General features: G+C 57.6%; 27 protein-coding genes. 12 read left to right on the forward strand and 15 right to left on the reverse strand.

Annotation, left to right across the window (positions count from 1 at the left end; translation table 11 throughout):
* The first annotated feature begins 107 nt into the window (after nt 1-107).
* The 3 genes from AC4PS7_RS16065 to feaR all read left to right on the forward strand — a co-directional run bounded on the left by AC4PS7_RS16065 (nt 108) and on the right by feaR (nt 3,264).
* Nucleotides 108-1,607: an APC family permease gene (locus AC4PS7_RS16065; protein WP_021491064.1), complete on the forward strand. Its 1,500-nt coding sequence runs from the start codon at nt 108-110 to the stop codon at nt 1,605-1,607.
* A complete protein-coding gene (locus AC4PS7_RS16070) occupies nt 1,570-2,136 on the forward strand; it encodes a DUF3156 family protein (protein WP_021491063.1) in 567 nt (188 codons plus the stop codon). Before AC4PS7_RS16065 ends, AC4PS7_RS16070 begins: the two co-directional genes overlap by 38 nt.
* 186 nt (nt 2,137-2,322) lie before the next feature.
* A complete protein-coding gene (gene feaR / locus AC4PS7_RS16075) occupies nt 2,323-3,264 on the forward strand; it encodes a transcriptional regulator FeaR (RefSeq protein ID WP_010209242.1) in 942 nt (313 codons plus the stop codon).
* Between the two features lie 5 nt (nt 3,265-3,269).
* Here the strand turns inward: feaR and AC4PS7_RS16080 are convergent, their stop codons facing one another.
* From AC4PS7_RS16080 to AC4PS7_RS16100, 5 genes are all read right to left on the reverse strand, one after another.
* The gene (locus tag AC4PS7_RS16080) at nt 3,270-4,022 is read right to left on the reverse strand and encodes an SDR family oxidoreductase (protein WP_392397726.1); all 753 of its coding nucleotides are present in this window, start codon (nt 4,020-4,022) and stop codon (nt 3,270-3,272) included.
* Nucleotides 4,015-4,815 carry an SDR family NAD(P)-dependent oxidoreductase gene (locus AC4PS7_RS16085; protein WP_021491061.1) on the reverse strand — a complete coding sequence of 267 codons (801 nt, stop codon included), beginning with the start codon at nt 4,813-4,815 and terminating at the stop codon, nt 4,015-4,017. The genes AC4PS7_RS16080 and AC4PS7_RS16085 overlap by 8 nt, the downstream gene beginning before the upstream one ends.
* Entirely contained in the window at nt 4,808-5,629 is an 822-nt protein-coding gene (locus tag AC4PS7_RS16090; RefSeq protein ID WP_042572075.1) for a molybdenum cofactor biosynthesis F family protein, read from the reverse strand. The genes AC4PS7_RS16085 and AC4PS7_RS16090 overlap by 8 nt, the downstream gene beginning before the upstream one ends.
* 13 nt (nt 5,630-5,642) lie before the next feature.
* Entirely contained in the window at nt 5,643-6,008 is a 366-nt protein-coding gene (locus AC4PS7_RS16095) for a cupin domain-containing protein (RefSeq protein ID WP_183703246.1), read from the reverse strand.
* A gap of 135 nt (nt 6,009-6,143) precedes the next feature.
* Nucleotides 6,144-7,442 (reverse strand): NAD(P)/FAD-dependent oxidoreductase, encoded by a 1,299-nt coding sequence (locus tag AC4PS7_RS16100; protein WP_305469160.1) that lies wholly within the window; start codon nt 7,440-7,442, stop codon nt 6,144-6,146.
* A 207-nt stretch (nt 7,443-7,649) separates the two neighbouring features.
* Between AC4PS7_RS16100 and hpaR the strand changes: the two genes are divergently transcribed.
* Nucleotides 7,650-8,078: a homoprotocatechuate degradation operon regulator HpaR gene (hpaR, locus tag AC4PS7_RS16105; RefSeq protein ID WP_010209251.1), complete on the forward strand. Its 429-nt coding sequence runs from the start codon at nt 7,650-7,652 to the stop codon at nt 8,076-8,078.
* Nucleotides 8,079-8,169: 91 nt separating this feature from the next.
* Here the strand turns inward: hpaR and hpaI are convergent, their stop codons facing one another.
* From hpaI to AC4PS7_RS16145, 8 genes are all read right to left on the reverse strand, one after another.
* Entirely contained in the window at nt 8,170-8,970 is an 801-nt protein-coding gene (gene hpaI / locus AC4PS7_RS16110) for a 4-hydroxy-2-oxoheptanedioate aldolase (protein WP_042572074.1), read from the reverse strand.
* Nucleotides 8,971-8,986: 16 nt separating this feature from the next.
* Nucleotides 8,987-9,790, reverse strand: a complete 804-nt coding sequence (gene hpaH / locus AC4PS7_RS16115; RefSeq protein WP_010209253.1) for a 2-oxo-hept-4-ene-1,7-dioate hydratase — start codon at nt 9,788-9,790, stop codon at nt 8,987-8,989.
* 11 nt (nt 9,791-9,801) lie between these two features.
* Nucleotides 9,802-11,106: an MFS transporter gene (locus tag AC4PS7_RS16120; RefSeq protein ID WP_010209254.1), complete on the reverse strand. Its 1,305-nt coding sequence runs from the start codon at nt 11,104-11,106 to the stop codon at nt 9,802-9,804.
* A gap of 63 nt (nt 11,107-11,169) precedes the next feature.
* Nucleotides 11,170-11,583, reverse strand: a complete 414-nt coding sequence (locus tag AC4PS7_RS16125; RefSeq protein WP_047540712.1) for a tautomerase family protein — start codon at nt 11,581-11,583, stop codon at nt 11,170-11,172.
* 15 nt (nt 11,584-11,598) lie between these two features.
* Entirely contained in the window at nt 11,599-12,456 is an 858-nt protein-coding gene (gene hpaD / locus AC4PS7_RS16130; RefSeq protein WP_010209257.1) for a 3,4-dihydroxyphenylacetate 2,3-dioxygenase, read from the reverse strand.
* Nucleotides 12,457-12,505: 49 nt separating this feature from the next.
* Nucleotides 12,506-13,966 carry a 5-carboxymethyl-2-hydroxymuconate semialdehyde dehydrogenase gene (hpaE, locus tag AC4PS7_RS16135; RefSeq protein ID WP_021491056.1) on the reverse strand — a complete coding sequence of 487 codons (1,461 nt, stop codon included), beginning with the start codon at nt 13,964-13,966 and terminating at the stop codon, nt 12,506-12,508.
* A 5-nt stretch (nt 13,967-13,971) separates the two neighbouring features.
* Entirely contained in the window at nt 13,972-14,742 is a 771-nt protein-coding gene (locus tag AC4PS7_RS16140; RefSeq protein ID WP_042572072.1) for a fumarylacetoacetate hydrolase family protein, read from the reverse strand.
* Nucleotides 14,739-15,404, reverse strand: a complete 666-nt coding sequence (locus AC4PS7_RS16145; protein ID WP_010209260.1) for a fumarylacetoacetate hydrolase family protein — start codon at nt 15,402-15,404, stop codon at nt 14,739-14,741. Before AC4PS7_RS16145 ends, AC4PS7_RS16140 begins: the two co-directional genes overlap by 4 nt.
* Before the next feature lie 128 nt (nt 15,405-15,532).
* On the opposite strand from AC4PS7_RS16145, the gene hpaA reads away from it, so the two are divergent.
* The 8 genes from hpaA (at nt 15,533) to AC4PS7_RS16185 (ending at nt 24,707) form a co-directional block, all read left to right on the forward strand.
* The gene (hpaA, locus tag AC4PS7_RS16150; protein WP_021491053.1) at nt 15,533-16,393 is read left to right on the forward strand and encodes a 4-hydroxyphenylacetate catabolism regulatory protein HpaA; all 861 of its coding nucleotides are present in this window, start codon (nt 15,533-15,535) and stop codon (nt 16,391-16,393) included.
* A 206-nt stretch (nt 16,394-16,599) separates the two neighbouring features.
* Complete coding sequence (locus tag AC4PS7_RS16155; RefSeq protein WP_044287428.1) at nt 16,600-19,152, forward strand: putative mucin/carbohydrate-binding domain-containing protein; 2,553 nt, start codon at nt 16,600-16,602, stop codon at nt 19,150-19,152.
* A gap of 149 nt (nt 19,153-19,301) precedes the next feature.
* Entirely contained in the window at nt 19,302-19,532 is a 231-nt protein-coding gene (locus AC4PS7_RS16160; protein WP_010209264.1) for an HD domain-containing protein 2, read from the forward strand.
* Nucleotides 19,533-20,401: 869 nt separating this feature from the next.
* Nucleotides 20,402-21,259, forward strand: coding sequence for an McbB family protein (locus tag AC4PS7_RS16165; RefSeq protein WP_010209265.1), 858 nt, complete (start codon nt 20,402-20,404; stop codon nt 21,257-21,259).
* A complete protein-coding gene (locus tag AC4PS7_RS16170) occupies nt 21,256-22,062 on the forward strand; it encodes a SagB/ThcOx family dehydrogenase (protein ID WP_044287427.1) in 807 nt (268 codons plus the stop codon). The genes AC4PS7_RS16165 and AC4PS7_RS16170 overlap by 4 nt, the downstream gene beginning before the upstream one ends.
* Complete coding sequence (locus tag AC4PS7_RS16175; RefSeq protein WP_029529098.1) at nt 22,049-23,242, forward strand: YcaO-like family protein; 1,194 nt, start codon at nt 22,049-22,051, stop codon at nt 23,240-23,242. The genes AC4PS7_RS16170 and AC4PS7_RS16175 overlap by 14 nt, the downstream gene beginning before the upstream one ends.
* An 8-nt stretch (nt 23,243-23,250) precedes the next feature.
* Complete coding sequence (locus AC4PS7_RS16180; protein WP_492179616.1) at nt 23,251-23,994, forward strand: ABC transporter permease; 744 nt, start codon at nt 23,251-23,253, stop codon at nt 23,992-23,994.
* Nucleotides 23,994-24,707 (forward strand): AAA family ATPase, encoded by a 714-nt coding sequence (locus AC4PS7_RS16185; RefSeq protein WP_010209270.1) that lies wholly within the window; start codon nt 23,994-23,996, stop codon nt 24,705-24,707. The genes AC4PS7_RS16180 and AC4PS7_RS16185 overlap by 1 nt, the downstream gene beginning before the upstream one ends.
* Nucleotides 24,708-24,759: 52 nt before the next feature.
* On the opposite strand, the gene AC4PS7_RS16190 is transcribed toward AC4PS7_RS16185, so the two are convergent.
* The gene (locus AC4PS7_RS16190; protein ID WP_080662759.1) at nt 24,760-24,963 is read right to left on the reverse strand and encodes a hypothetical protein; all 204 of its coding nucleotides are present in this window, start codon (nt 24,961-24,963) and stop codon (nt 24,760-24,762) included.
* A 60-nt stretch (nt 24,964-25,023) separates the two neighbouring features.
* Nucleotides 25,024-26,679: a lipid IV(A) 4-amino-4-deoxy-L-arabinosyltransferase gene (arnT, locus tag AC4PS7_RS16195; RefSeq protein ID WP_137205547.1), complete on the reverse strand. Its 1,656-nt coding sequence runs from the start codon at nt 26,677-26,679 to the stop codon at nt 25,024-25,026.
* Between the last annotated feature and the right edge of the window lie 67 nt (nt 26,680-26,746).

Genomic DNA, 26,746 nt, shown 5'->3' on the forward strand with positions numbered 1-26,746 from the left:
TTGTGGCAGGGAGCAACAAAACCGGCGGCAGACAGGGGCAAGACGATCAACTCGAGTGGGGCGCAGAGTGCTGACACATTAAAAAAACCGCTTTCGAGGACCCCAACATGTCGATCAACGACCGGCTCACCGCGCACCTCAACCGGGGCACGGTAGGTTTCCCCACCGCTTTGGCCAGCACCATTGGCCTGATCATGGCGAGTCCGGTGATTCTCACCGCCACCATGGGCTTCGGCATCGGCGGCAGCGCGTTTGCCGTGGCAATGCTGATTGCCGTAGTGATGATGCTGGCCCAGGCCACCACCTTCGCCGAGGCCGCCTCGATCCTGCCCACCACCGGCTCGGTGTACGACTACATCAACTGCGGCATGGGTCGTTTTTTCGCGATCACCGGCACCTTGTCGGCGTACTTGATCGTGCATGTGTTCGCGGGCACCGCTGAAACTATCCTGTCCGGCGTCATGGCCCTGGTGAACTTCGAACATCTCAACACCTTGGCAGAGTCGGCCGGCGGTTCATGGTTGCTGGGCGTCGGCTTCGTGATCGTCTTTGGTGTGCTGAACGCATTTGGCGTCAGCGCGTTTGGCCGTGCGGAAATCATCCTCACCTTTGGCATGTGGACGACCCTGATGGTGTTCGGCGTGCTGGGGCTGATCGCCACGCCCGCCGTGCAGTTGGACGGCTGGTTCGGTGAGTCGCTGGTGGGCACCGACCTGATCACCGTGCTGTCATTGGTGGGCATGGCGATGTTCATGTTTGTCGGCTGCGAATTCGTCACGCCGCTGGCGCCGGACCTGCGCCAATCGGCCAAGGTGATGCCACGCGCCATGATGCTGGGCCTGATGGGCGTGGCCACGTGCATGTTCATCTATGGCGCCGCAATGAAACGCCAGGTGGAAAACGTGGTACTCGATGCCGCCTCCGGCGTGCACCTGCTGGACACGCCCATGGCGATCCCCAAGTTCGCCGAGCAGGTGATGGGCCAAATTGGCCCCCTGTGGTTGGGCATCGGCTTTCTGTTCGCCGGCGCGGCCACTATCAACACCTTGATGGCCGGTGTGCCACGGATTCTGTATGGCATGGCGGTGGATGGAGCGTTGCCCAAGGTTTTCACTTACCTGCACCCACGTTTCAAGACGCCGCTGCTGTGCATCCTGGTGGCGATGCTGATTCCCTGCCTGCACGCGCTGTACCTGGGCGGCAACACCGACAACATCATGCACTTGGTGCTGGCGGCGGTGTGTGCGTGGAGCTTTGCCTACCTGCTGGTGACGATCTCGGTGGTCAGCCTGCGTATCCGTCGGCCGGATTTGCCGCGGGCGTATCGTTCACCGTGGTTCCCGCTGCCGCAGATCGTATCGAGCATCGGCATCCTGCTGGGCATGTGGTTTATCACGCCTCCGGGCATGAACCCGGCGGACATCTATGTGCCGTTTGGCGTGATGCTGGGCGGTACGGCGGCGTACGCGCTGTTCTGGACCCTGGTGGTGCAGAAGGTCAACCCCTTCAAGCCGGCTTCCGTGGAGGAAGTGTTGGCAAAGGAATTCAGTCATCAACCGGAGCAGGCCGATGAGGGTCATGGCGACTTTGCGGCAAAGACTGTTTGAACTGTTTCGCACCGGTCGTGCCCCGGCGGGGTATCGGCCAGGGGTGACCCTGGCGCACCTGCGGCGCAACCTCGGGCTGGCGACGCTGGACGTGGAGGGGGTGGCGTTCGAGATTGTCGAACGCACCGAGTCGCAGTTGTTGATGCACCTGGTGCTGACTGAATTCGTCCTGCAGGTACCCGCTGCGACAGCGGGCACGGCGAGCTTCGAGGTGCACCATGGCGGCGCGATCCGCCGCACGGGCCTCCGTGTGAGGTGCCGTTCCGGCGACCAGGCGCTGGGTCGTGAGTTGCAGGTGCGATTGCTGGCCGACACAGCGCTGTTCCAGGCGCTGATGCCGCTGGATTTCAAACGCCTGCGCATCCAACTGCAAGACCAGCACTGGTGCGTGCGCCTGGAGCATATGGGCGGCAGCGAGGTGGTCAATCGCCTGCCGGCGTTTCGGCGTTACATCGCGCTGAGCCCGGTGCAACGCACCCACCTCCTGGCATCCCTGACAGGCCTGCAGCGGGTACTGTCACACCTCTAAAAACCGACCCACGCTGCGAAGCGCTACTCATCGTGGGTGCGCGGACCCGCAGGAGCCGGCGCCTATCCTTCCCATTGGCATCAATAGTGCTACTCCAGCAGCACACCAGATGTTGTTGCGTGCATATAGATAACATGTTAACTATTGCACCAGAACAACAAAAAGAAGCCATTGCGGAGACACCCCATGAGCATCCCACAGCATGCACACGACGGGCTGGACACCTGGAACCGCGAGCTACGCGCCGCGTGCGGGTATTTCGACACAGAACTGGCCTTCAACCGCTCATTGTTCATCGGCGAGATCAGAGACCTGCCGCGCGGCCTGGCCCTCTTGCGCACCAATGCCGGGCTGATCAAACGCCCGGCGCACCACGCCGACCATGACAACGACCAGGACTGTTTCCTGATCAGCCAGCGCAGCGGCTACTCGCAGATCGTGCAGAACGGCCAGGCCCTGCAACTGGCCCCCGGCGAGATGCTGCTGATGGACTCGGTGGGCTCCATCGAAATCACCCCCTTCGGCCTGATCGAACACGCCTCGCTGTCATTGTCGCGCCCGCAGGTGTGCAAGCACCTGGGCGGCGACGCACGGGCCTTCGGCAAGATCTCCTCGACCAAAGCCTGTGGGCGCATGCTGCATGTGCTGATGGACCAATTGTGCAAGGACGACACCGAAGACGGCGCGGGTGAAGTGGAGGCGCTGCAAAGCGCTTTTGTATCGCTGTTGGGCTCGGCCCTGGAGCAGGGCGACGAGTGTCGCGAAGGCTTGGCACTGCTGCAGGGCAACAACCTGCGCAGTTATGTGCAGAAGGTTATTGATGAGTCCCTGAGCCAGCCTGGCCTCAGCCCGATCGGCCTGGCCAACCGCCTGAACATTTCGGTACGCCACTTGTACCGTCTGTTCGAAGAGCAGGACGACAGCGTTTGCCGCTACATTCAGCGCGCGCGGCTCAAACGCAGTGCGGATGACTTGACCAACCCGTTCCTGCGCAGTGAGTCGATCACCTCGATAGCCTACAAGTGGGGTTTTACCGATTCGGCGCATTTTAGCCGGTCGTTCAAGAAGCAGTTCGAGGTGTCGCCCAAGGATTTCCGTTCGAGCCGCATGCAGGCGGTGGGGGCGTAGGAAGGTCAGACTTCTGGCAGGGTGGACCCGCCGTCCACCACCAGGGTCTGCCCGGTGATGTAGCCGGCGAGGTCGGAGGCAAGAAACAGCATGGCGCCGGCAATATCCGCCGCTGTTCCCAAACGCCCCAGTGGCACGCGACTGGCGATGGTGACGTTCAACGCGGTATCGCCCAGGTTGGCCATCGCCGGCGTGGCGATCATGCCCGGTTCCACGCCATTGACCCGCACATTCAGCGGCGCCAGTTCCAGCGCTGCATTGCGGATAAAACCGTTGACGCCGGCCTTGGACGCCGCGTAGTGGCTGAGGCCCGGATAACCGACACGGTTGCCGGTCACCGAAGAGGTCACCAGCACGCAGCCCCGGCCTTGTGCGCGGAACGCCGGCAATGCGGCCTGGGTCAGCCAGAACAACGCCGACAGGTTAACCGCCAGGGTGCGCTGCAGGAGGTCCGGGGTGATGTCTTCAAAAGCCGTCAAAGGAAAATACCCGGCGTTGTGCACCAGAATATCCAGCTGCGGCAGCCCTTGAACGCACTCAAACACAGCCTGGGATTCGGCCAGGTCGACGCCCACCGCTGTAACTCGGCAACCCTGCGCGGATAACTCAGTCGCCACCGCCTGAGCCTGTTCCCGCTGCCGATCGGCGATTACCACCCGTGCGCCACGTTGGGCAAACGCCTTGACGATGCCTCGGCCAATGCCCTGGGCGCCGCCCGTGACCAGCACCACTTGCCCGCTGAAATCCAGGTCATTCATGGGCATTCTCCAAGTGAGCGAAAGCCAGCGTGGGCACATCGACAATGCTGGAACCGCCATCGGCCACCACCGTCGCCCCGGTAATGATGGACGCATCACTGGAAGCCAGGAAGCGACACACCTTGGCGATCTCGTCGGCACTGGCGGCCCGTCGCAGCGGCACGTCGGCGCAGACCCGGTCATAGGCTTGCTGCAACGTGTCGCCAAAGGCCTCCATCAGCGGCTGCATCTCCGCATCGGCCATAGGTGTGCGCACCCAGCCGGGGCAGACCGCGTTCACCCTTACGCCGTGCGGCCCATAGTCGCGCGCCAGCGAGCGATTGAGCCCGAGCAACGCGTGTTTGGCCGTGGTGTAGCCGCACACCTCAGGCCCCGCCGCCAATGCGGCGATGGAGCCGATCAACACGATATTCCCCGCACTTTCCTGCAACAACGGCAAGCAGGCGCGGGCGCTGTAGAACGCGCTGTCTAGATTGCTGCGCAGGGCGCTTTCCCAGGTGCTCGGGCTGGTCTGGGTGGCGCTGCCCAGGCCATGCCCGCCAGCACAGGCGAGCAGCACATCGAGGCGCCCGTGTTGCTCGCGGATCTGGTGGATAAACCCGTCCCAGGTCTGCGGGCAGGCGGCATCACCCACCAGGATCAGGCCGCCCGTGTCCTGCGCAACCTGTTCCAACGGCGCTCTGCGCCGACCGATCAGCACCAGGCGTGCACCTTCCTGCGCATACAGCCGGGCACACGCTGCGCCGATGCCTGTGCCGGCGCCGGTAATCACCACCGTGCGCGGCTCAGTCATCGGGATACTCCGTGCGGTTGAGCACCTGGCAATACGAGCTGATGGGGAAGTTCGACAGCGCATCGAAGGACGCACCCGCATAGCCGAAGATCTTGCCGTCGCTGCGGTGTTGTTGCAGGTCGATCAGCACCAGGCCGAGGGTCGGCACGATCTTCTCCTGCCATACGAACAGATACAGCTGCTCGGCGATCTTGTAGGAGTGGCAGCGGTCGGTGTCGCACAGGCCTTGTTCTACACCTTTGAGGCATTGCCAGGCGTAGAAGCGCTCGTTGAGGTAGATGTGTTCGTAGACTTCGCTGGGGCTGTAGCGGTAGTGGTTGCGCAGGCCCACCAGTTCGTCGGTGGGCGCATGCAGGCAGTGGCCGGCCTGCCACGGGCGGTCGAGGCTGCCATGGAGGAAGTCGACTTCGACCAAGGTCAGCGGTTTCCCGGCGAGGGCCCGGTGATAGAGGCCTTCGTGAGTCTCGGCGTGGTCCGGCAGGCGCCCGATCACCGCCGTGAATGAGGCGTTCGGTGCGTCCAGCACCAGGCTGATCGACCAACTGTGCCCGGCCTCGTGCTTGATGAAGTCCACCAGATACAGCCCTGGACGGATCGAGGTGGCGCGGTACGGCGCACTGCCGCTGGAGTGCCCGTCAGCGGCGTGCCAGGCCAGGCGGTCCTGCTCGAAACGGTGCTCGATCTGCCAGCCGTTGGCGAAATGCAGGGTGAAGGTTTGGCCCGCCAAGTCGGCGAGGTTGGGCAGGATGAAAGCGTCCGGGGCGAAACCGTCGGCCAGCGCACCGACGGTGATCCAGTCAGAAGAACTCGTCATGGCAATGTCTCCTTTATACGACGGCGAAGTAGTGTTTAACGAAGCTTTCGGTGAGCACTTCCCACAACACTGGCGTGCCCTTGGTCACGAACCAGCTGTCACCGGCTTTGTAGTGCGTGGATTGGCCGGTGGACTCGTCGGTGAGCCGCACTTCGCCGGTCACCACCGTGGCGTGTTCGGCGAAGGGGTAGACCATGCGGAATTTGCCCTGGGTGGTGCCAAAATAGGCGCTGCTGACCGGGTCGGTGGGCGCGCCGAAGGTCATCTTGCCGAAGGCACGCACTTCGCCTTCGAGAATCTGCGAGCCGAGGTCGGTCACAGTGCCCCAGGCGTCGAGTTCCGACAGCTGGATGTTGTGCTTGAGGGTCGTGAGAGTCATGGCGTTGCTCCTGATGAGGACAAAATGTAGGAGCGAGCGTGCTCGCGAAAAACGTAATGGCACCGCGATCAATCGGAATGCCCGCGTTATCGTTAACGATTTTCGCGGGCAAGCCCGCTCCTACAGGGGGGTGGTTTAGCGGCGCCCGTTCCAATAACCGGACAGTTGGTGCCAGGATTTGCCCGCCGTCAGCAGCAAGGGGCGGATCGCGTCCTTGCCGATGATGGTCGGGCGATGAATCGAGCTGACCAGGTCATAGCGCGCCGAGCCTTCGCTCATGCCTTCGGCCAGGACCTTGCAGATGATGTGGCTGGGCGTCACGCCGAAGCCGGAGTAGCCCTGCACGAAAAACGCGTTGCTGCGCCCCGGCAAGGTGCCGACCTGCGGGAACAGGTTGGGGCTGCACGCCATGGGGCCGCCCCAGGCCAGGTCGATCTTCACGTCCTTGAGGTAGGGGAAGATCTTCAGCATGAGGGTGCGGTTCCAGGCCTTGAGGTCGCCGGGAATATGCTCCACCAGCGGCGTGGCGGCGCCGAACAGCAGGCGGTTCTCGTGGGTGACGCGGTAGTAATCGATCACCGGGCGAATGTCGCTGTAGGCCCCGCGAATCGGGCTGATGCGCTGGATCAGTTCCTCGGACAACGGCTCGGTCATCATCTGGAACGCGTAGGTGTTGATGGTCGAGCGGTGCAGCTCCGGCTCCAGCTTGTTGAGGAAACTGTCGCAGGCCCACAGCAGCTTGCTCGCGCGCACCGAACCGCGGCCGGTACGCACGGTGATGCGTTCGCCATAACTGACTTCCAGCGCCGGGCTGTTCTCGAAAATCCGCACGCCATGGCTGGCCAGTGCGGTGGCTTCGCCCAACAGCAGGTTCAGCGAGTGCACATGCCCGCCGCCCATGTGCAGCAGGGCGCTGCTGTAGGCCTTGGAACCGATGATCTGCTGCACGTCCGAGCCGCCGAGAAAGCGGATCTCGTGCTGGCTGTTGACCGACTTGAAGTCCTTTTCCCAGGCGCGCAGGGTTTTTTCCTGGCGGGCGTTGAAACCCATGTAGCCGTAGCCGTGGCAGAAGTCAGCGTCGATGTTGTACTTGGCGATGCGGTTCTTGATGATGTCGGCGCCCAGGTCGCTGATCTCGAACACTTGGCGCAGACCGTCTTCGCCCACGTCCTTCTTGATCTTTTCCAGATCGTGGCCGATGCCCGCCATGATCTGCCCGCCATTGCGTCCGGTGCCGCCGAAACCGAGGTAGCGCGCTTCGAGCACCACGATATTGGTGAAGCCTTTTTCCGCCAGTTCCAGGGCCGTGTTGATGCCGGAGAAACCGCCGCCGATCACCACGACGTCGGCGTCGATGTCCTGTTCCAGGGTCGGGAAGCTGAGGTTGTATTTCTTGGTGGCGGTGTAATACGTCGGGGTTTCGATGTTGATCATGGCGCAGCCTGAAAAGGTGAAGGAAGGCTCTAAAGCGGATGCCTCCATTAGGGGCCCTGGCGGGATGGAAGTCTTGATCCTGCGTGCCCAGGCTTTTGATTCTGCGCGCCATGGGCGGTGCGATAGACAAGTTATAGCGCGCTCGCTGGCAGGGAATGCTAGAGTTTCGTTAAATTATTAACTAAATACGTCGTGACCCTGATTCCTATGCTCAAACCTCGCCAGTCCCTGACCCTGACCCTGCTGCAAGCCCGCGAAGCCGCGATGAGTTTCTTCCGCCCGTCCTTGAACGAACACGGCCTGACGGAACAGCAATGGCGGATCATCCGCATCCTTGAACAGTACGGTGAGCTGGAGATCTACCAGCTGGCGGAACTGGCCTGCATCCTCAAGCCGAGCATGACCGGCGTATTGGTGCGCATGGAAACCGCCGGTATGGTGCACCGGCGCAAAGCAGAGCAAGACCAGCGCCGGGTACTGGTGACCCTGGCCGACAAGGGCAAGGCCAGTTTCGAGTCCATGAGCCAGTGCATGGAGGCCAACTACCAGCGTTTGCAGGATCAGTTGGGCGAAGAGAAGTTGCAGACCCTGTTGGGTCTGCTGGATGACTTGAAGAACATCAACATCAAGCGTTGAGTCAGCACCGCACAACCCTATGTAGGAGCCGGCTTGCCGGCGATAGCGTCTTCAAGATCGTCATCGCCGGCAAGCCGGCTCCTACAGGGGGTTAATACACGCTACCGGCGTGGGTTGGCGTGGGAACGCTTTTGAACTTGCCGGCCAACGCCTGCAACCCGCGCATCAACACCGTGGTGTCCACGCCGACCGCCACAAACGTCGCGCCCAATTCGATATAGCGCCGCGCCAGGTTTTCATCGGCACTCAGAATCCCTGCCGCCTTGCCCGACTGCACGATGCGCCCGATGGCGTCTTCAATCGCTACCTGCACCTCGGGATGCCCAGGATTGCCGCGATGCCCCATCGACGCGCTCAAATCCGCCGGGCCGATAAACACACCGTCCACGCCCTCGACGGCGGCAATCTCATCCAGGTTCGCCAGGCCCTCAAGGTTTTCGATTTGCACCAGCAGGCACATCTGATCATCCGCCTGGTCGAGGTAGCCCTGGATACTGTTCCAGCGCGACGCCCGCGCCAGCGCGCTGCCCACTCCACGAATCCCCTCGGGCGGATAGCGCATGGCTCGCACGAGCTCGCGGGCCTGGGCGGCGCTTTCGACCATGGGCACCAGCAGTGTCTGGGCGCCGATGTCCAGCAGTTGCTTGATCAGCGCGCTGTCGCCGATCACCGGGCGAATCAGCGCCTGGCTGGGGTAGGGCGCCACGGCCTGTAGCTGGGCGAGCATGCCTTGCAGGTGATTGGGCGCGTGTTCGCCGTCGATCAGCAACCAGTCGAAACCAGCGTTGGCAGCCAGCTCCGCGCAATAGGCATCGGCCAGGCCCAGCCACAGGCCGATCTGTACCTCGCCGTTGCGCAGGCGTTGTTTGAAGCGGTTGACGGGCATGTCCATGACAATCCTCCAGGGTTCAGACGAAGCGGCAGGCGATCGAGCCGAGCAGGTCGTAGTCGACGTGGAATGTATCGCCAGGGCGGGCGGCGACCGGGCGCGTAAACGAACCACCGAGGATGATTTGCCCTGGTAGCAGGGTTACGTCATGGGGCGCCAGTTTGTTCGCCAGCCAGGCCACGCCCTTGGCCGGATGGTTGAGCACGGCAGCCGAAACGCCGGACTCTTCGATCACACCATTGCGGTACAGCACAGCCGGCACTTTGCGCAAGTCGATCTCGGTTGGCCGCACCGCGCGACCGCCCAGCACCACACCGGCATTCGCGGCATTGTCGGAGATGGTGTCGAATACCTTGCGTGTTGCGTTGGTCTGCGGGTCGACCTGCTGGATGCGTGCGTCGATGATTTCCAGCGCCGGGATCACCCATTCGGTGGCGTCGAGCACATCGAACACCGTGCAGTTCGGGCCCTTGAGGGGTTTGCCGAGGATAAACGCCAGCTCGACTTCCACGCGCGGCACGATGAAGCGTTCGAAGGGAATGTCGCTGCCTTCGTCGAAGAACATGTCATCGAGCAACGCGCCGTAGTCCGGTTCGGTGATGTTCGACGACACCTGCATGGCCCGCGAGGTGAGGCCGATCTTGTGGCCCTTGAGCGTGCGCCCGTCCTTGATCTTCTGCGCGACCCAGGCGCGCTGGATCGCGTAGGCGTCTTCGATCGTGATGCCTGGATAGTCGAGGGAAAACTGGCGTACTTGTTCGCGGCTGCGTTCGGCGCGGTCCAGGTTGGCAGCAGCCGCAAGAATTTGCTGGGAGTCGAGCATGGCAAGGGTCCTTAACGGGGGTTGACGATGGCAGCGTGGGTGCGCAGCACCAGCAGGCCGCCGAGGGCGATAAATACAGCGAGTACGTACAGGGCCAAGCTGGCGCTCTGGGTGGCGTCACGCATCCAGCCGATCAGGTAGGGCGCGAGGAACGCGGCGATGCTGCCGAACGAGCTGATCATGGCGATACCCGCTGCCTGGGTGGTGTTGGAGAGAAACGCCGGCGGCAGTTGCCAGAACATCGGCAATGCGGCGCTGGCGCCCATGCCGGCGACGATCAGCCCACCCATCACCAGCAGCGGATTACCCGGCGCCAGGCCCGCCACGGCGATACCGACGGCAGCCATCAGCAGCGGCACGCACAGGTGCCAGCGACGTTCGCGGTGGCGGTCGGAAGAACGCCCGCAGCCGATCATGAAAAAGCATCCGGCCAGGTACGGTAAGGCGCTGAGCAGGCCGACCTGGCTGTCGCGGCCGATACCAGCGCCGTGGATCAGCGTGGGCATCCAGAACGCCAGGGTGTTCACTGCCAGCATCACCGCGAAATACACCGCCACCAGCAGCCAGACCTGCGGGTCACGCAGGATGCCGCCGAACGAGGTGATGGTCTTGCGCTGTTCCTCACTGCGCAGTTGGGTCTGCAACTGGCGCTTTTGCTCGGCCGTCAGCCAGTGCACCGAGTCGAAGCCGTCCGGCAACCACTTGAGCACCACCAGCCCGAGCAGCACCACCGGCAGACCTTCGATCAGGAACATCCACTGCCAGCCGCGCAGGCTGCCCACATCATGGAAATGTTCGAGGATCGCTCCCGACAACGGCCCGCCCAGCACGCCCGCCATGGGCACGGCAATGGCAAACAACGCGGTGACCTGGGCACGACGGCGTGCCGGGTACCAGCGGTTGAGAAACACCAGGATCCCCGGGAAAAATCCGGCCTCAGCCATCCCCAGCAGAAAGCGCAGCACATAGAAACCACGGGCGCTCTCCACCCACAGCATGCCGGTGGACAGCAGCCCCCACACCACCATCAGGCTGGCGATCCAGCGCCGTGGGCCGACGCGGTCCAGCGCCATGTTGCTGGGCACGCCAAACAACGCATAGGCGATAAAGAACAACCCGGCGCCGAAGCCGTACACCGTGTCGCTGAAATGCAGGTCGCTGCTCATCTGCATCTTGGCGAAGCCGATGTTGATGCGGTCCAGGTGGGCGAACAGGTAACACACCAGCAACAGCGGCATCAGGCGCCAGGTCACTGAACGATGGGTGCGGTCGTGCTCGGCCAGCACGCGGCTGGCAGTCGATTGGGCTGTGCTCATGGTGTTGTACTTTTTGTCTGAGAGGCCGTGGGAGGAGGCCCGTGGGCGCTGGCTTGCCAGCGCCTACGGGGTTGCGTGATCGGTGGAGACCGTCGGGTTGTTCAGGAACGCATGCACATTGTTCTGCTTGAAATTGAGCTGCGCGTGCAGCTCGACCATTTCGAACGACAGCGCCAACAGGCGTTGCGCCTGCAGCTCGGCGAAGTGCGTGGTGATCACCGCAAACACGGCCTCGGCCACTGCTTGGCGCGTGCTCAGGTCGCGACCGTGGCCGACCTTGAGGGTCATGTGTACGAAGGCGTAATCGTGCTTGCCGTCGGCCATGCGCCAGGTGTCCAGGCGCACGCCGCGGCTGCGGATACCGCCCAAGGGAAACACGCCACTGTCTCCCAGCACGCGGTGGACCTTTTCAAACAGGCCGGGCAGGTCGGCCTGTCGTTCGATGTTGTCGGTGTACTCGGCGATGAAGTGCGGCATGGGTTTCTCCCAGGTTTACAACGGGAAAATCGCGTTGATCTGGCCGGTGCCCGAACTGCCGAACGGCGGCGTGATGATCTCTGCGGGCTTGGCATAATCCGGTCCGCCGAGCAGCCCCAGGAGCATGGCGGTATCGTGCATCTTGCCTTCGCCGAAGCAGTGCTCGGCGTAATCCGGCAGCATCGCGCAGAACGCCTTGAAGCGGCCTTGCTTCCACATCTCCACCACATGCAGGTCCATCTGCTTGTCGAACTCGCGGGTCCAGTTGTGGATGTTTGCTTCGGCCTGGCGGTCATCCGAGAAGCGGTGCGACAGGGAACCGGACGCCAACACCAGCACCTTGCGGTCGCTCTTTTCGATGGCCCGGCGCACGGCGGCGCCAAAGGCAAAGCTGTCTTCCAGGCGATGCCAGGCGCACCACGCGGCGATGGAAATGACCTTGAATTTCTCGTCCTCCGGCACGCCCATGTGCATGTAGCGCATGGGCACCAGCGTGCCGTATTCCAGCTCCAGGCTCGGGATGTTATGGGCCATGCTGCGCACGCCGGCCCCGTTGGCCTCGGCGGCGATCAGTGCACCCAGCTCGGGGCAACCGGGGTAGGCGTAGTCCATGTTCTTGATGAAGTGCGGCAGCTCGTTACTGGTGTAGGTGCCCTGGAACTGCTCGCCGCAGTTGACGTGATAACCGCTGTTGACCAGCCAGTGCACGTCGAACACCACTGCCGTGTCGGCGCCCAACTCACGGGCGCGGCGGCCGATTTCCTTGTGGCCGGCAATCGCCGCTTCGCGACAGCCGTGATGCTTGCCGGGCAGTTCCGACAGGTACATCGACGGTACGTGGCAGATCTTCGCCGCCAGGACCACTTCGCCCATGATGATTCTCCTGAATAGTTGTTTTTATTAGAGTGCGCATTGTCGCGGGTTACACACCCCAACGCGGGATGTGATGGCTGCCCATGGAAATGCACACGTTCTTGATCTCGGCAAACACTTCGAAGCTGTACTGGCCGCCTTCACGCCCGGTGCCGGAGCCTTTGACGCCACCGAACGGCTGGCGCAGGTCGCGCACGTTCTGGCTGTTGATAAATACCATGCCGGCTTCAATCCCGCGCGCCAGGCGATGAGCCTTGCCGATGTCCTGGGTCCAGATGTAGGAGGCCAGGCCGTACTCGGTGTCGTTGGCCAGTTGCAGGGCCTCGGCTTCGTCCTTGAAGGGGATCAGGCACACCACCGGACCGAAGATTTCTTCTTGGGCAATGCGCATTTTGTTGTTCACATCGGCAAATACCGTTGGCTGGATGAATTGGCCTTTGCTCAGGTGCGCCGGCAGATTGGCCGGGCGGTCCAGGCCACCGGCGAGCAGGGTAGCGCCTTCCTCGATACCAATCTTGATGTAGCCGGTGACCTTGTCGTAATGCGCCTGGGTGATCATCGAGCCGACTTGGGTCTTCGGATCCTGTGGGTCACCGACGATCAGGCGCTTGGCACGGGCGGCGAATTCGGCGACGAACTGCGGGTACACGCTTTCCTGGATAAAGATGCGGCTGCCGGCGGTGCAGCGTTCGCCGTTCAGGGAGAAGATGGTGAACAGCGCCGCGTCGAGGGCGCGTTCCAGGTCGGCATCCTCGAAGATCAGCACCGGCGACTTGCCGCCCAACTCCATGGAGTATTTTTTCAGGCCCGCGGTCTGCATGATCTTCTTGCCGGTGGCGGTGCCGCCGGTAAAGGAAATCGCCCGCACGTCCGGATGGCGCACCAGTGCATCGCCGGCCGTGGCGCCGTAGCCCTGGATCACGTTGAGCACGCCGTTGGGGATCCCGGCTTCCACTGCCAGGCGCCCCAGTTCATTGGCGGTCAATGGCGACAGTTCCGACATCTTCAATACCGCTGTGTTGCCCAGTGCCAGGCACGGTGCGGTCTTCCAGGTGGCGGTCATGAACGGCACGTTCCACGGCGACACCAACCCGCACACGCCCACCGGTTGATAGAGGGTGTAGTTGAGCATCTGGTCGTCCACCGGGTAGCTGTGGCCGTCCATGCGCGTGCAGACTTCGGCAAAGAAATCGAAGTTGTGCGAAGCGCGTGGGATCAACACGTTTTTGGTCTGGTGGATCGGTAGGCCGGTGTCGAGGGTTTCCAGCTCGGCCAGGTGCGGCACGTTCTGCTCGATCAACTCACCGAGCTTGCGCATCAAGCGTGCGCGCTCCTTGGCCGGGGTGTTGGCCCATTTGGGGAAGGCTTCCTTGGCCGCGGCGACGGCCAGGGCGACTTCCTCGGCGCCGCCGCTGGCGACTTCGCCAATCGCCTCGCCAGTGGCCGGGTTGTAGTTGATGAAGGTGTCTTTGCTCTCGACCTCACGGCCGTTGATCCAATGTTTGATCATGCTGATTACGCCTCTTTCCGGGCGGAGAAGAAGTCCGCCTCGCTGACAATCCGGTTGACTAGGCGGCCCACGCCTTCGACTTCCACTACCACTTCATCGCCGGGCACCACATCGGCCAGGCCATCGGGCGTGCCGGTGGCGATCATGTCGCCGGGTTGCAGGGTCATGAAGCTGGACAGGTATTCGATGAGGTAGGGGATGTCGAAAATCATGTCGCGGGTGCTGCCTTCCTGGCGCAGTTCACCGTTGATCCAAGTGCGCAGGGTCAGGTTGCCTGCGTCGGGCACGTCGGCCACGTCGACGATCCACGGGCCGACCGGGGTGGTGGCGTCGCGGTTTTTCACGCGCAGGTTGGGGCGGTAGTAGTTTTCCAGGTAGTCGCGGATCGCGTAGTCGTTACACACCGTGTAGCCGGCCAGGTAGTCCAGGGCGTCGGCACGCTTGACGTTGCGCGCGGCCTTGCCGATGACAGCTACCAACTCGCACTCGTAGTGCATGTAGGCGACGTTGTCCGGGCGCCAGGTGACGTGGCGGTGGCCGGTGTAGGTGCCGACGGACTTGATGAAAGCCAACGGTTCCGTGGGCGGGGTGAAGGCCAGTTCGGCGGCGTGGTCGGCGTAGTTCAAGCCGAGGGCGAACATGTTGCCGGTGGCCGGGGGCAGCCACTCGACCTGATCCTCGGCGAGCAGGCGTCCATCGTCCAGGCGCAGGGCGTTGTCGGCTTCGACCTGTACCGCGTGGATTTCATTTTCAAAGCGAATGCGCGCGCGTTTCATGCTGGGGTCTCCGCTTGAATATGATTGACCAGGCGGCCCACGCCACTGATCTCGACTTCAACTTTGTCCCCCGGCAGCACGTCCACACGGCCTTCGGGCGTGCCGGTGATCAGCACGTCGCCGGGGTGCAGGGTCATGAATTCGCTGATTTCGGCGATCAACTGCGCAATATCGCGGACCCAATGGGCGGTGGAGTTTTCCTGGCGCAGTTCGCCGTTGACCCACAGCCTGAGGCTCAGTTGATTGGGGTTGGCCACCTGGTCGCGCGGGATCAAATGCGGCCCGAGTGCGCAGAAACCATCGCGGCATTTGGCTTTGACGGCGGGGCGGTAGTAGCTGTCTTCCGGCAGGCTGAACTCGTTGACCACCACATAGCCAGCCACATGGGCCATGGCATTTTCCAGGCTGACGCGGCTGGCCCGCAGGCCAATCACCACGCCTAAAGCAGGGCCGGGTTGCAGGCGTTCACCCTGGGGATGCAGCACCACCGCGTCGTGCTGATTACGCGTATTCGGGGTCTTGATAAACAATACCGGCTTGGTCGGCGGCTTCTGGTAGGGCGCCTGCTGGAAGGCGGCGAGATGCTGGTCCAGCAAACCCTGATAGTTCAGCGCAACGCCGAACAGGGTGCCGCTGGCAACATCATGCAGGGTACGGCTCATGCGTTTCTCCTGACGGTGGCGACTGCTGCATAGGCAGTTCGTTAAGTTGTTAACGTTATAATTAATATGTTAACTACCGTCAAGCGTGGCAAAATCGGTCAGCCTCAAAACAACAAGAAGAGAGCCACGTGAAGCCGATCCCCAACATCAACATCGGACAGGTCTACGACCAGCGTTACAGCGATGCCGAGGTGCATTACGACAAGCTCGGCAACCTGGCGGGCTTTTTCGGGCGCAACATGCCGGTGCATCGGCATGACCGGTTTTTCCAGGTGCATTACGTGAAAAGCGGCGCGGTGCGGGTGTACCTGGACGACCGCCAGTACGTGGAGTCCGGGCCGATGTTCTTCCTGACGCCGCCCACGGTGCCCCACGCTTTTGTCACTGAGGCGGATGCCGACGGGCATGTGCTGACGGTGCGCCAGCAGTTGGTGTGGGGATTGATCGATGCCGACCCCAGCCTGGCCTCCGGCGCCGCCTGTGTGGCGCTGACGGCGGGTGACCAGGGGCTGGATCGGTTGTTCGAAGAGTTGAACGAAGAGATCAACGGCGCGAGGGCAGGGCGTGCCGCCGCGCTGGACAGCCTCACGCGGCTGATCATGATTCGCCTGCTGCGCCTGTGCGTTCACTCACTGCCCGCGCAGCCGACCCGCCATGAAGACCTGCGCATCTTCCATCGCTTCAACGAACTGATCGAGGCCCACTACCTGGAACACTGGCCGCTGGCACGCTATGCCGAAGGAATTGGCGTGACCGAGGCACGCCTGAATGATGTGTGCCGGCGCCTGGCCGACCTGCCCTCCAAGCGCCTGATCCTGGAAAGGCTGATGCAGGAAGCCAAGCGCCTGCTGTTGTTCACCGGTAGCTCCGCCAACGAAATCTGCTATCAGCTGGGCTTCAAGGATCCGGCGTACTTCAGCCGGTTTTTCCTTCGGTATGCGCAGGTGACGCCGGGGGAGTATCGGCTGCGGCAGTCGGGCTTGCGCTGACTTGCAACGCGCCGCCCAACTCAACGGCGCCGCTGAATCTGACGGTTTAAGTGCGGTCCCTGTGGGAGCACCCTTAAACCATTCTTTAGATGCTTTTCTTTTAAGGGGGCAAAGAACTAATTATAAAAAACTGTCATTTATAACAGTCGCTGCGCAGTTGATTTCGGCTTAAGTTTGGATGGGCGAATCACTGTGCGAGTGTTGAAATGATCGAGTTAAAGGATAGTGTGAAAACGTACAAGCCTTATACGTTAGAGTATCCGTCCTGGTTGTTTGGGACCGGCTTTAGCAAAGGTATTTACCATGATCGCCAGTCGCTGGGCATTGCGTTGCCTGCCGGTGCCAGCTTTTCAATTCGTCGATCGAGTCCAATGGACACCGTGTTAGAGTTGGATATGCTGAATGATAGCGGATCGACGGAAACCTACGTTAGGATCACTGGAGAGTGGACGACACTTACTGTGACTAGCGCATCGGTCCCCTTTATTCGTACACCCTATATTCCCATCGATGTGCAAATTGAATATTCGGCGGTGGGTGAGCATGTATTGCCGACCTATCGCGCGGGTGATGATGCTGACTTGTTTTTTCGGCAATGGGATGAAACTGACTCGGCGTTTACACTTGTTCAAACAACGTATGCAAATTTGCTGGTGCCGGCAGTTGATAAGTCAAGGCTCAAGGAGCTGCATCAGGCGGAAGGTCTGGGCGCCCTTGAAGCCTATTATGTGAATGTGTTTGAATATTTTAATCGGTTGGCGGGTATTTCGCTTGATGCAACAGTGCCTACGGATAAAAATATTCTCAATCGTTATTTTATCAAGGCTGATAAGGACGGAGGAGGGTCAGCGTATTATGGTCAGTATTGGACCGCCCAAGTGGCAGCAACTATCGCGCCTTGTTGGCTGGATACCCGCCCCGATAATTGGTGTGCGCTGCATGAGATCGCTCACGGTTATCAAACGTTAGCGATGTATAATAGTTCGATACCGACCGGTGAGGTTTGGAATAATATATACGCAACGTACTATCAGCATAAGATGATGGGCGACAGTGTGTATGAGCGTGGTTGGATGTATGGGGGAAATGCTCAGGCTACCTTTGATGCCGTGCGTAGTCGTATTGATAGTGACGTCCCCCTTTCGATGTGGCCCCTGAGTGAGTTGCTTTTCATATTTATGCTTGTCATTGATAAAGTCGGTGAGCCTGCATTTACCGAGTTTAATCAGTATTATCGACGACTCGCCAACGCTGAAGGGTTTAATTACCTCACCTTTCCTTTGGAAGATATCTTCGTCACACGCTGGGCTGAACGAACCAACCTGGATGTCGGCCCGTTCATGACGCAAGTGGGGGCCAACGTCACGAATGCGGTTAGCTTCAACACTGCCTATGCCAATTATCAACCCTGTTGCCCCTTGTACAGGGTTGTTCCTCCCGAACAGCTGGCCTCCATTCAACGACGCCTGAAGTTAAAGACGCCACTGTCTCTTGTTGATTGCAAATCCCTCCTGGAGACCGACCTCAAGGGCGACGTGACACTGAGAATGACAGAGCGAGCCTATTTCGAAAATAAAGGCAAATCCCTTGTCATTCGGACGGGTAGCAATATATCAAGGGTCGTTAAGGTGATTTCACCAACGTTAGAAGTAAAGGGGCTGCCAATCGGTGTTTATACCTTGCAGCCCCCGGCGATGACCAGTGGGAATCTCATCAAAAATTACACGTACGTGGAAGTGGCCGCCAATATGAACAATCTCGTTGAGTTAGATAGCGTGCTGGCGAAGGGGACTTCATTGGCTTCCCAAACAATTGACTTTTTGGGACTTGGCGATGGGAAAATTGCAACGTTATGTATTGATATGGAATCGTGCAGGGCTTCGTTCAGTGTTGTCAGTACCACGCCACACTCTTACTTTGGTTCTGCGACGTATGCAAGTGTTCTTGTTAGGGATTTGAATGGCTTTATATTGTGCGATGTGGTACTTCCGGGCGTGGGTGCGCTCGTGGGCGTGTATGAGTTTCCGATAGCCCCGGGTTGTACTGTCAACGTTCACCACCAGGAACCTGTTCGGCTGAGAGAAGTTCCGAGGTTGCAGCCATTTATTGACCTCAAGGCAATAGATAATTTTTTAGAAGTTACAACGCAGGGTTTTAAAAATATCAAGATGGGCAGCTGGCCCGCGGATAACCTCAAGACCAGAATTGCAGCCGCGGCCGATGAAATCAGAAAAACACCGCATGTATTGCTCCATGCTGGATCAGCACCTGTGATGGATGTCTTCGCAGCGATCCATACGTTCGACGGCGCCGAAAAAGACACGCTTATCGGCCTGTATAAGGACTTGATCATTTCTTACGCGGACACGGGGGGACCAGTCGTTTCGGGTAACTATTTTACCTGGAGTCAGCCTGGACTTGAAAATAGGTCGGTCGCGGAAATCAATATTAATACAGCGACTCAGCAAGTGGCTATCCAAGTGCACCCCGGTGCGCCGCACTATTATTTTTCAACGATCTATATTGCCGTATGGGTGAGGACTGCGACAGGTGAAGTTCTGTTCTCTCAGGAACTACGAGGTACTGCGCCTGCTGAGGCCAGTTATGTAAGTCTGCCGTTTGTCAAAGGGTCTACGGTCAGCGTTCTGCACGTGGAGTCGGTACGCTCTGAATTGGTGAATACCGATACTCAAGCGCGATATCCGGTGAAACAGATACAGGTTGTTCGAGCGCTCGGCGACGGGAAGTTACAGGTCTGATCGCCCTCGATGGATTACGTCTTGCTGGACGACGTTGCTCACCCCAGCGCTTGTCCGACCTGTAACGGGTGACCAACCGCGCGATTGTGTTGCAGGAGGACGAGTGACCAGCGACCTGAGTTCCTGACACTTGCTGAGTACGGCGTACCTTGTTTGAGGATGTGGTCGAGCATCCGACGGTGCAGGCGCTGGTGGCAGGTTTGCGAGTGGACACGGCCGAGGCCGGTATGTCGCGCATGAACGGGTTCAATCCTGGTTTCGACTACGGATTCAACCTGACCTACGGAAAAGGCTACACGGATGCCGATCCTTTGTTTGAAAGGCTCCACGGTCTTATTGATGCGGGGACCCGCGAGAAGATCGACCTGTCGGGCCGATGAAACCTCTGTCTATCGAAGCGTTGGCACAAACGCCACGCTTCCATCCTCACGCTTATGAAACCACCGCTCGTCATTATCTGGTTGGGTGGTTATCACCCCATGATCTTCGCCTAAGTACGCCAGAGGCTCCCCCACATGTGGTACTGCTGCCACGGCGCGCGTTTGGCCGCTTCTGTTCGCACATCCTCGGCGAGCGCAGTTACTACGCGGGTAAGCAGCCAGTATTAGCGTCGCGCAGATAGCAAACCCTTAGAGACAAGCAGCGCCACTTGTCGGATTTATTCTGCACACCTGTCGAGAAAAGTTCTGTTTTGCAAAAAAAATCGATATTGGTGTTGGCTGTTGCTTTTGGTTAGACGATTTGCAACGTATTAATTTTATTTAGATTGATTTTTTAATGCGTGGGTGGCGACGGTTTTTATATTTTTGGCAATTGTTTGGATTCCGAAATTCATGAATGAATTTTCCTAAAATTATAAGTTATATGTCCTACATAAATTTTTTATTGTTGTTGCGAGATTCTCCAGTCGGACTAGATTTGATTTTGTTGCTTGTTGATGAGCGACCTAAAGTCAATAGCTTCACAAAGCTGGAGATCCGACATGAACAATGAAGCGTTTGGGGAGTTTGTTTTTAGCTTTGAAAGTGAGGAAGGGTTCAACCCGTACGCGGGTAACGCCGGAGCCTCGGGAAGTCAAGGTGGGTGCGGGGGTAGCGGAGGATGTGGTGGAGGCGGCGGGTGTAATGGGGGGAGCGGGGAGTGCCATAACTCGATAATAGAGCCCCCACCGGCGGATGAGTAGATTCAGTATTCACTCACCTAATGAGGTTTTCTGGTTTTCCAGAAAACCTCTACAGGAGATCGTGCAATGAATATCATCATACCCAATTACGAAATCCTGAACTTTGAAACCGAAAGTCTTCTGGTTTCCGATATTGGGATTTCAAAAATCCATTCTCAGCCATTGTTAAAGGCGCTTCGGAAACTAAAGCTTTCGAAGGTGATGACGAAGGTCGAGTTGGATGAGGTGTTGGCAGAAAGTGGGTTGAATCAAAGTGATGCCTTTGCATTTTTAGAGAGAGTAATCCCGCTGAGGTCGGTTGAGGAAATATATTTTGAGAAAACTATTGTTATCCATGATTGGGGAGGTCAGGTTGATATAGAAAGTCTATTCAGGGGCGAGCTGTCCACGTCTTTGGAGTTTAGATCATTCTCAAGTGAATCGGTTGAAGCGGTCCGGAATTTAAGGTGTTTTATTGTACTGTTGTGCTATGTGTATGATTATGATCGTGTTAAGAGCTTGTATTTCGATCTCGTACGTGCGTCTCCTAAAAGTGCCATTAGCGTTTGTTGGCAAATGGGTAGTGTTTTTTGCATCGGGCAGCCTTATATCCCGGAGATAGGGAATCCGTGTCATTTTTGTAGCGTCGACAGGTTTATTCCCAATCAGTTGGTGAAGACTTCAAGGAACGACTGGGCAAGTATTTTGGCGTTTTGTAAAAACAAGCATGTAGGTGTGCCAACCAAGGCGCTCAGTCTTTATCAGGAGATGATTGTTGTCGGTGCGGTTATAAAAAAGATTAAATTCTTCACCGAGTATAACGATGGGCATAAGTATCAGGATGACGTTCTGCATAGCTCACATCTTCGGCTAATGGATGGTCACATTTCAGAAGAGCCTAATTCGCACTGGTATATGTGTGATTGTTTGAGGGCGCGTGAATGAAAAATATTCCGCACGATTACTATCTAAGGTTTATAGAGTCCTCGGTTTACGGTGAGGTGCTTGAGTTTCATAATAAGGGTAATTTTGTATTTCATGGGGCGATCAAAGGCCGCACGAGCCTCCATCGATTAAATGAAAAAAACCTTGAACAACTGACAGGGAATGAATTGGCCCTTTATCCCGATATGGATCTTACGCTGACGATAAACGTCTCCCAAGAGGAAAGAGAAAAAACGCTGTACAGAAATGAGTCATGTGAGCACTTTTCGCCTCACTTGTTAGCGTTCTCGGATGTAGAGATGCTTATGTGGCCATTATTATCAAGGAGTATTGAATCCTGCAAAAGAGGGTATCCGAGCGGTGGCGCACTGTACCCTGCCGAAGTTTTCCTCTGCTCAATGACTGAGGACAACCCCACCTGGCCCTGTCCCGGGAAAGTACTCCATTTGCTTCCGAGATCCCGAAAATTTGAGGTGATGCAGATTCAGGTTGATGTAGAGGAACTCAAGGCGGCACTGCTGTTTTCGTCTAATAGTATTGGGACGCCCAGTCTGGCGATAGTCTACGCGGTCTATATGCCTAAAAATCTCTTCAAGTATCGGTATCGTGGGTATCGAATGGCTCTGATGGAGATTGGCTCAATTTACATGCTTGTCGAGCTGCAAGCCAAGTCCTTGGGACTGTCATCTCGGCTATGGTCTGCGTATACGGACCTCATGCTGTGTAAAGTCCTGGGAATTAACCCGGCTCTGTTTTTACCAATGTGTGTTCATTTTATAGGTAAGCGGCATGAAGCTTATTAATGAAATGCATAAGCCGGATCTCCCCGGAGTACTTCTTTTTCAGCCTGCGGGGATGCTCGGCCTGCCAAGCGCCGTAGAAATATCAGATTTCCTCTCGGTGAATGGATCTGGTGTAGGAGGAGGTTCAAACTCGATCAAAACTGCTATAGGTGAGTATTTCGAACGCCGACATTTTTATAGGGAGGTTTTTTCAAAAAAACGCGGGTTTCTTAGTGAGACTCTGTCAGAAAGTGAAGCTCTCGGTTTCGCGGAGGCGTTCGTTCAGACGTCGAATAAGAAAGTCTCTCTTGCAGATATCGGTGGATATAAGTTTGCTTTAAGCCAGGTGGTCAGGGCTTCTGACTTCTCTACGTGTTTTATCCCGACTGCCTGTATTTCGCTCTCGTCCTATAATCTCGGTGATGATAGCGTGCTCTACCCTCTTCGGGATACATGTGGGTGCAGCTTCCATTGGTGCGCAGATATAGCTTTCTTAGGAGCGATAAAAGAATATCTTGAACGCCAGTTTCTTGTCAGGTTCTGGTTAACGAAGACGTGTCGTTCGCGGATTTCTTCTAAACAAGTGGTGCAGTTATTGGTGAGGCGGGACGTTCTACACCTATACAATGCGCTATCCATGTCGGGGGAGATAACCTTTTTAGATATATCTGATACTAGATTTCCGGGGTTTTGCATATTGGTTGTATATGGGCAAGAGAAAGACGGTCGGCACGTAAAATATTGTGCTGGGATGGCTTATTCGTCGGATATGTCTATTGCGTTGGAAAAATCTTTGCTTGAGTTGTGGCAGACTTTTCGCTTCATGAATGTGTTCAGGGCTACTGGTTCTGAAGAATCAAAGCTTGAAGATTCATATATACGTTATTTTTTAAGTTGCAATGCTTATGAGACCTATCAAGATGTTGTTGATGTGCTGGAGTGTGGAGGGCGTAGGTCTCTGCAGGATTTTACAGTGCCTGATTTTTTGTCAGTGCTAAAGCAATTGGGTATCTCTGGCTATTTCTACTCAAAAATTGAGGAGGTTAATGGCGTGGTGGGGGTTTTCGTTAAATTCGTCTCCCCTGATTTGTTTCTTCACATGAATAACTCGAAGAATTTCAATTTGATAAATCAGTATTCCAGAGCGTTTGAGTTATCGATACTCGGCTCCAGATTAGCAGTGATGGTCCCGTTTCCGTGAGGTGAGTGATGGTTTTTTATTGTGTGTCGAGACCGGTCTCGTTAGCGGCGTTATTTATAAAAGAACAGCTCAGAGAGCCTGTTGCATTGTTTTGGACGGTGATATCTCCAGTGGTGACCTACTATTTGATTACCTACGTGCGTGCGCCACTGAATAGTTCGGCTGTGGATTATCTCTCCAGTACTTCGTGGTTCTATGCTTTTGTGTCATCGAACGTGGCATTGTTTGGGCTGGCGTTTTATATGGTCGGTCGGAGGGAAAGTGGTTTTCTTCGGTCTTTTGTTTATACGGGGCGTACTAAGGTTGTCTTTTTGGTTGGGCAGTTTTTCGCATATACAGTTGTGTCGATATTGTATGGCTCTGTGTTTTATTTACTTACCCGTATTTTTTCAGGGCGTGTGGATGTTGCCGAGTATCTCGTGATTATTGGACGGTTTTACGTTTGTTTTCTTGTTTTTTCTATTCCCTCGCTGTTGCTGACACTGGTCCCGTTAGGTTTTCAAAATACGAGTACACTTTTTTCTATTGTGTCCCTCACGATGTTAGCACTTGGAATTCTGAGTGTGGGTCCAGTAAGTCCGGCATTAGGGGTTATCAGTTTTTTTAATCCGATGTGGTGGGCGAATAGGATTATGTTGGACGGAGTGATGGAATGTGGGATGGTTGTCTTGGTGGTTATTATTTCACTTTCGTTTTTGTTTTTAGTGATGTGCCGGTTTTTACTGATTAACCCTGTTTGGAGCCGTTACTGATGGCGGGACTTCTTGTAGATTCTCTTGATGTCAGATATGGAACTCATATCGTGTTTCATAAGGCTTCTCTGACAGTCGAGGCCGGCTCCATATCAGGCCTTCTCGGTCCAAATGGCTCCGGCAAAACCACCTTTTTTGATGTGCTGTGCGGCCTGAAGAAAATGGATGGCGGCGCGATAAACAACGCCTTCTCAAAGCTGCTCTACCTGTCGCAGATCATCAGCACACCCCCTGTATTTCGCATGTTCGACATCTTCAAAATGACCATGCTGTTTTGCTCTGACACCAAGGTCACCCAACAACATGCGCTTGATAAAATCGAAAAATGGAGCCCAGGCATCGCAGAGCGTTACGGCGAGATCTGGAACAAAAAATCTGCACTCTGCAGCTACGGGGAAAAACGCTGGTTTTTTACGTTGTCCCTGCTCTGCGCCAGCCCGGACCTTGTGATATTGGATGAACCCACTGCGGGTGTGGATCCAGAGTTCCGTTATCACATCTGGCGTTGTCTGGAGGGGGCCGCGGCAGGAGGTGTCGCGGTGTTGGTTTCATCACACAATGTCGATGAGATCGTTGCGCATTGCGATGATTTCTACATGTTGAGTCAAAGACAATTCAACCGTTTCACTGATGCGCAAGGCTTCATGGATGCATACAGCGCTAATAGCTTGGATGAGGCATTTATTCACGCCGCCAGCCTGCCAAAAGGATAAGACCGCCTCATATTTGGGCTGCGGAATGGACACCACGCTCCCACAGCGCGCTTTAGGGCGCCGCGGTTCGAACGTCTTCGGCAAAGCGCGGCACACCGCCATTTCCGTTGCTCCACGGGTAAACCACGCCCAGTATCAGCAGCATCAGCACAGCAGCTGTTCGTTGATCAGATAGATCCGCCACACGCTCAGCCAGGCGCCGATCCCGTACGGAAGACGCAGTGACCAGGACCGAGGCCACCCAGCTAGTGGGCATTGGCAATGATCAACCAGTTGCAGGACAGCGCGCCGCGTTCGGTCTTCCAGAACGTAGCCATCAAGGCGATTGCGGATAGATGATCAGTTCAAGGGAGCCTTTGTAGTAGCGTTTGCCTCCTGGCGGTAGTTGCCCGGCTTCGCGCATTTCACGGGTGCTGTTGACGCGCATCAGTACGCCGACCGATCCGATAAGGCGCTTCTCCTTGAGCCAGGCCTGCACGTCTTCCAACCCCACTTTGCGATGTACTGACCCCGCGTATTGCAAGCCATAACGCAACTCGCCCTCGGTGTCATACAACGCGACTTCCGGGCGTTTCAGGCGCCAGGCCAGGGCGCTGGCATTCCCCAGTTCGTTGCTCAGCAGGGCTTGGGTCTGTTGCAGTTCTTCCAGGTGTTCGAGCACAAACTGGTCGGGCATTTCGTTGTCTGCGATCCACTCCGGCATGCTCGCCGGCAGCAGGATAACCAGCACGCCAATGCCCAAGGTCGGCATCGCCCACAGCGTCAGCGGGCGGAAGGCTTGCAGCAGGTTAGTGAGGATCCACACCAACAACACGATAAACGCCAGGGACAGGCTGAACATCTCCGCGTGGCTGTTGCTGTACAGCGGCCGGGCGATTTGCAGGTAGATCAGCACGATCATGGCGGCCATGCCGATCAGGAAATTGAGCAGGCCATTGAGGCAAAGGGTGCGGGCGCGGCCGTTGTTGATCAGGTTGACCAGTGTATGCCCCATCAACAAGGCCAGGGGCAGCAGGCACGGCATGATGTAGGTCGGCAGCTTGCCTTTGCTCAAGCTGAAGAAACCCAGCGGCAACAGCAGCCACAAGGCGAGGAAGGCGATCGCCGGTTGGCGCTTTTCCTGCCAGGCCTTGCGCAGGGTGGTCGGCAGCAACCCTGCCCAGGGCAGGCAAGCCACTGCGATGATCGGCAGGAAGAACCACCATGGCCGCACGTGTTGCGCGTTGTCGGCGCTGAAGCGGCGGATGTGTTCATTCCAGAAAAAGAAGCGCCAGAAGTCCGGTTCCTGCAGATGGACCGCCAGTGCCCAAGGCACGCACACCAGCAAGCACACCAGCACGGCCAGCGGGCCATAACACAGCAGTTCGCCCAGGCGGCGTTGCCAGAGCATGTAAGGCACGGCAATCAGCACCGGCAACACCAAGGCCAGGAAACCCTTGGTCAGGAAACCCAGGGCGCAGGCCAGGCCCACGACGGCCCAGGCCCAAAGACGGCCGCGCAATGTGCTGCTGTCGAACGCAAACCACAGGGCTACCAGGCTCAGATTGACCCACAGGGTGAATTGCGGATCCAGGTTGGAATAACCCGCTTGCCCGGCCACCAGGCCGAAGCTCAGGTAGAGCAGCGCGCAGGCGAAGCTTTTGCGAGGGTCTTTCCACAGGCGACGGGCGATCAGATAGGCGAGCAGCACGCTCAATCCGGTGGTAAGGGCCGAGGCGATGCGCACACCAAACAGGTTCTGGCCGAACACCGCCTGGCCCAGGGCGATCAACCAGTAGCCGCCGGCAGGCTTTTCGAAATAGCGGATGCCCATGAAATGCGGCGCTATCCAGTTGCCGCTCTGGAGCATTTCCTGGCTGATCTGGGCGTAGCGGGTTTCGTCCGGGGTCCACAAGCCGTGCAGGCCCAGGGGAAGCAGGTAAAAGGCGACAAAGGCCAGTAATAATATCGGCAGGGGTTTTAATCGAGTCATGCAAACGTCGCTCCCTGACGTTTAGTTGCGGGGCTTTCAAGTAATGAAGTAGAAGAAAAAATCACAG

The organism is Pseudomonas sp. DW-iso3 (assembly GCF_058725305.1).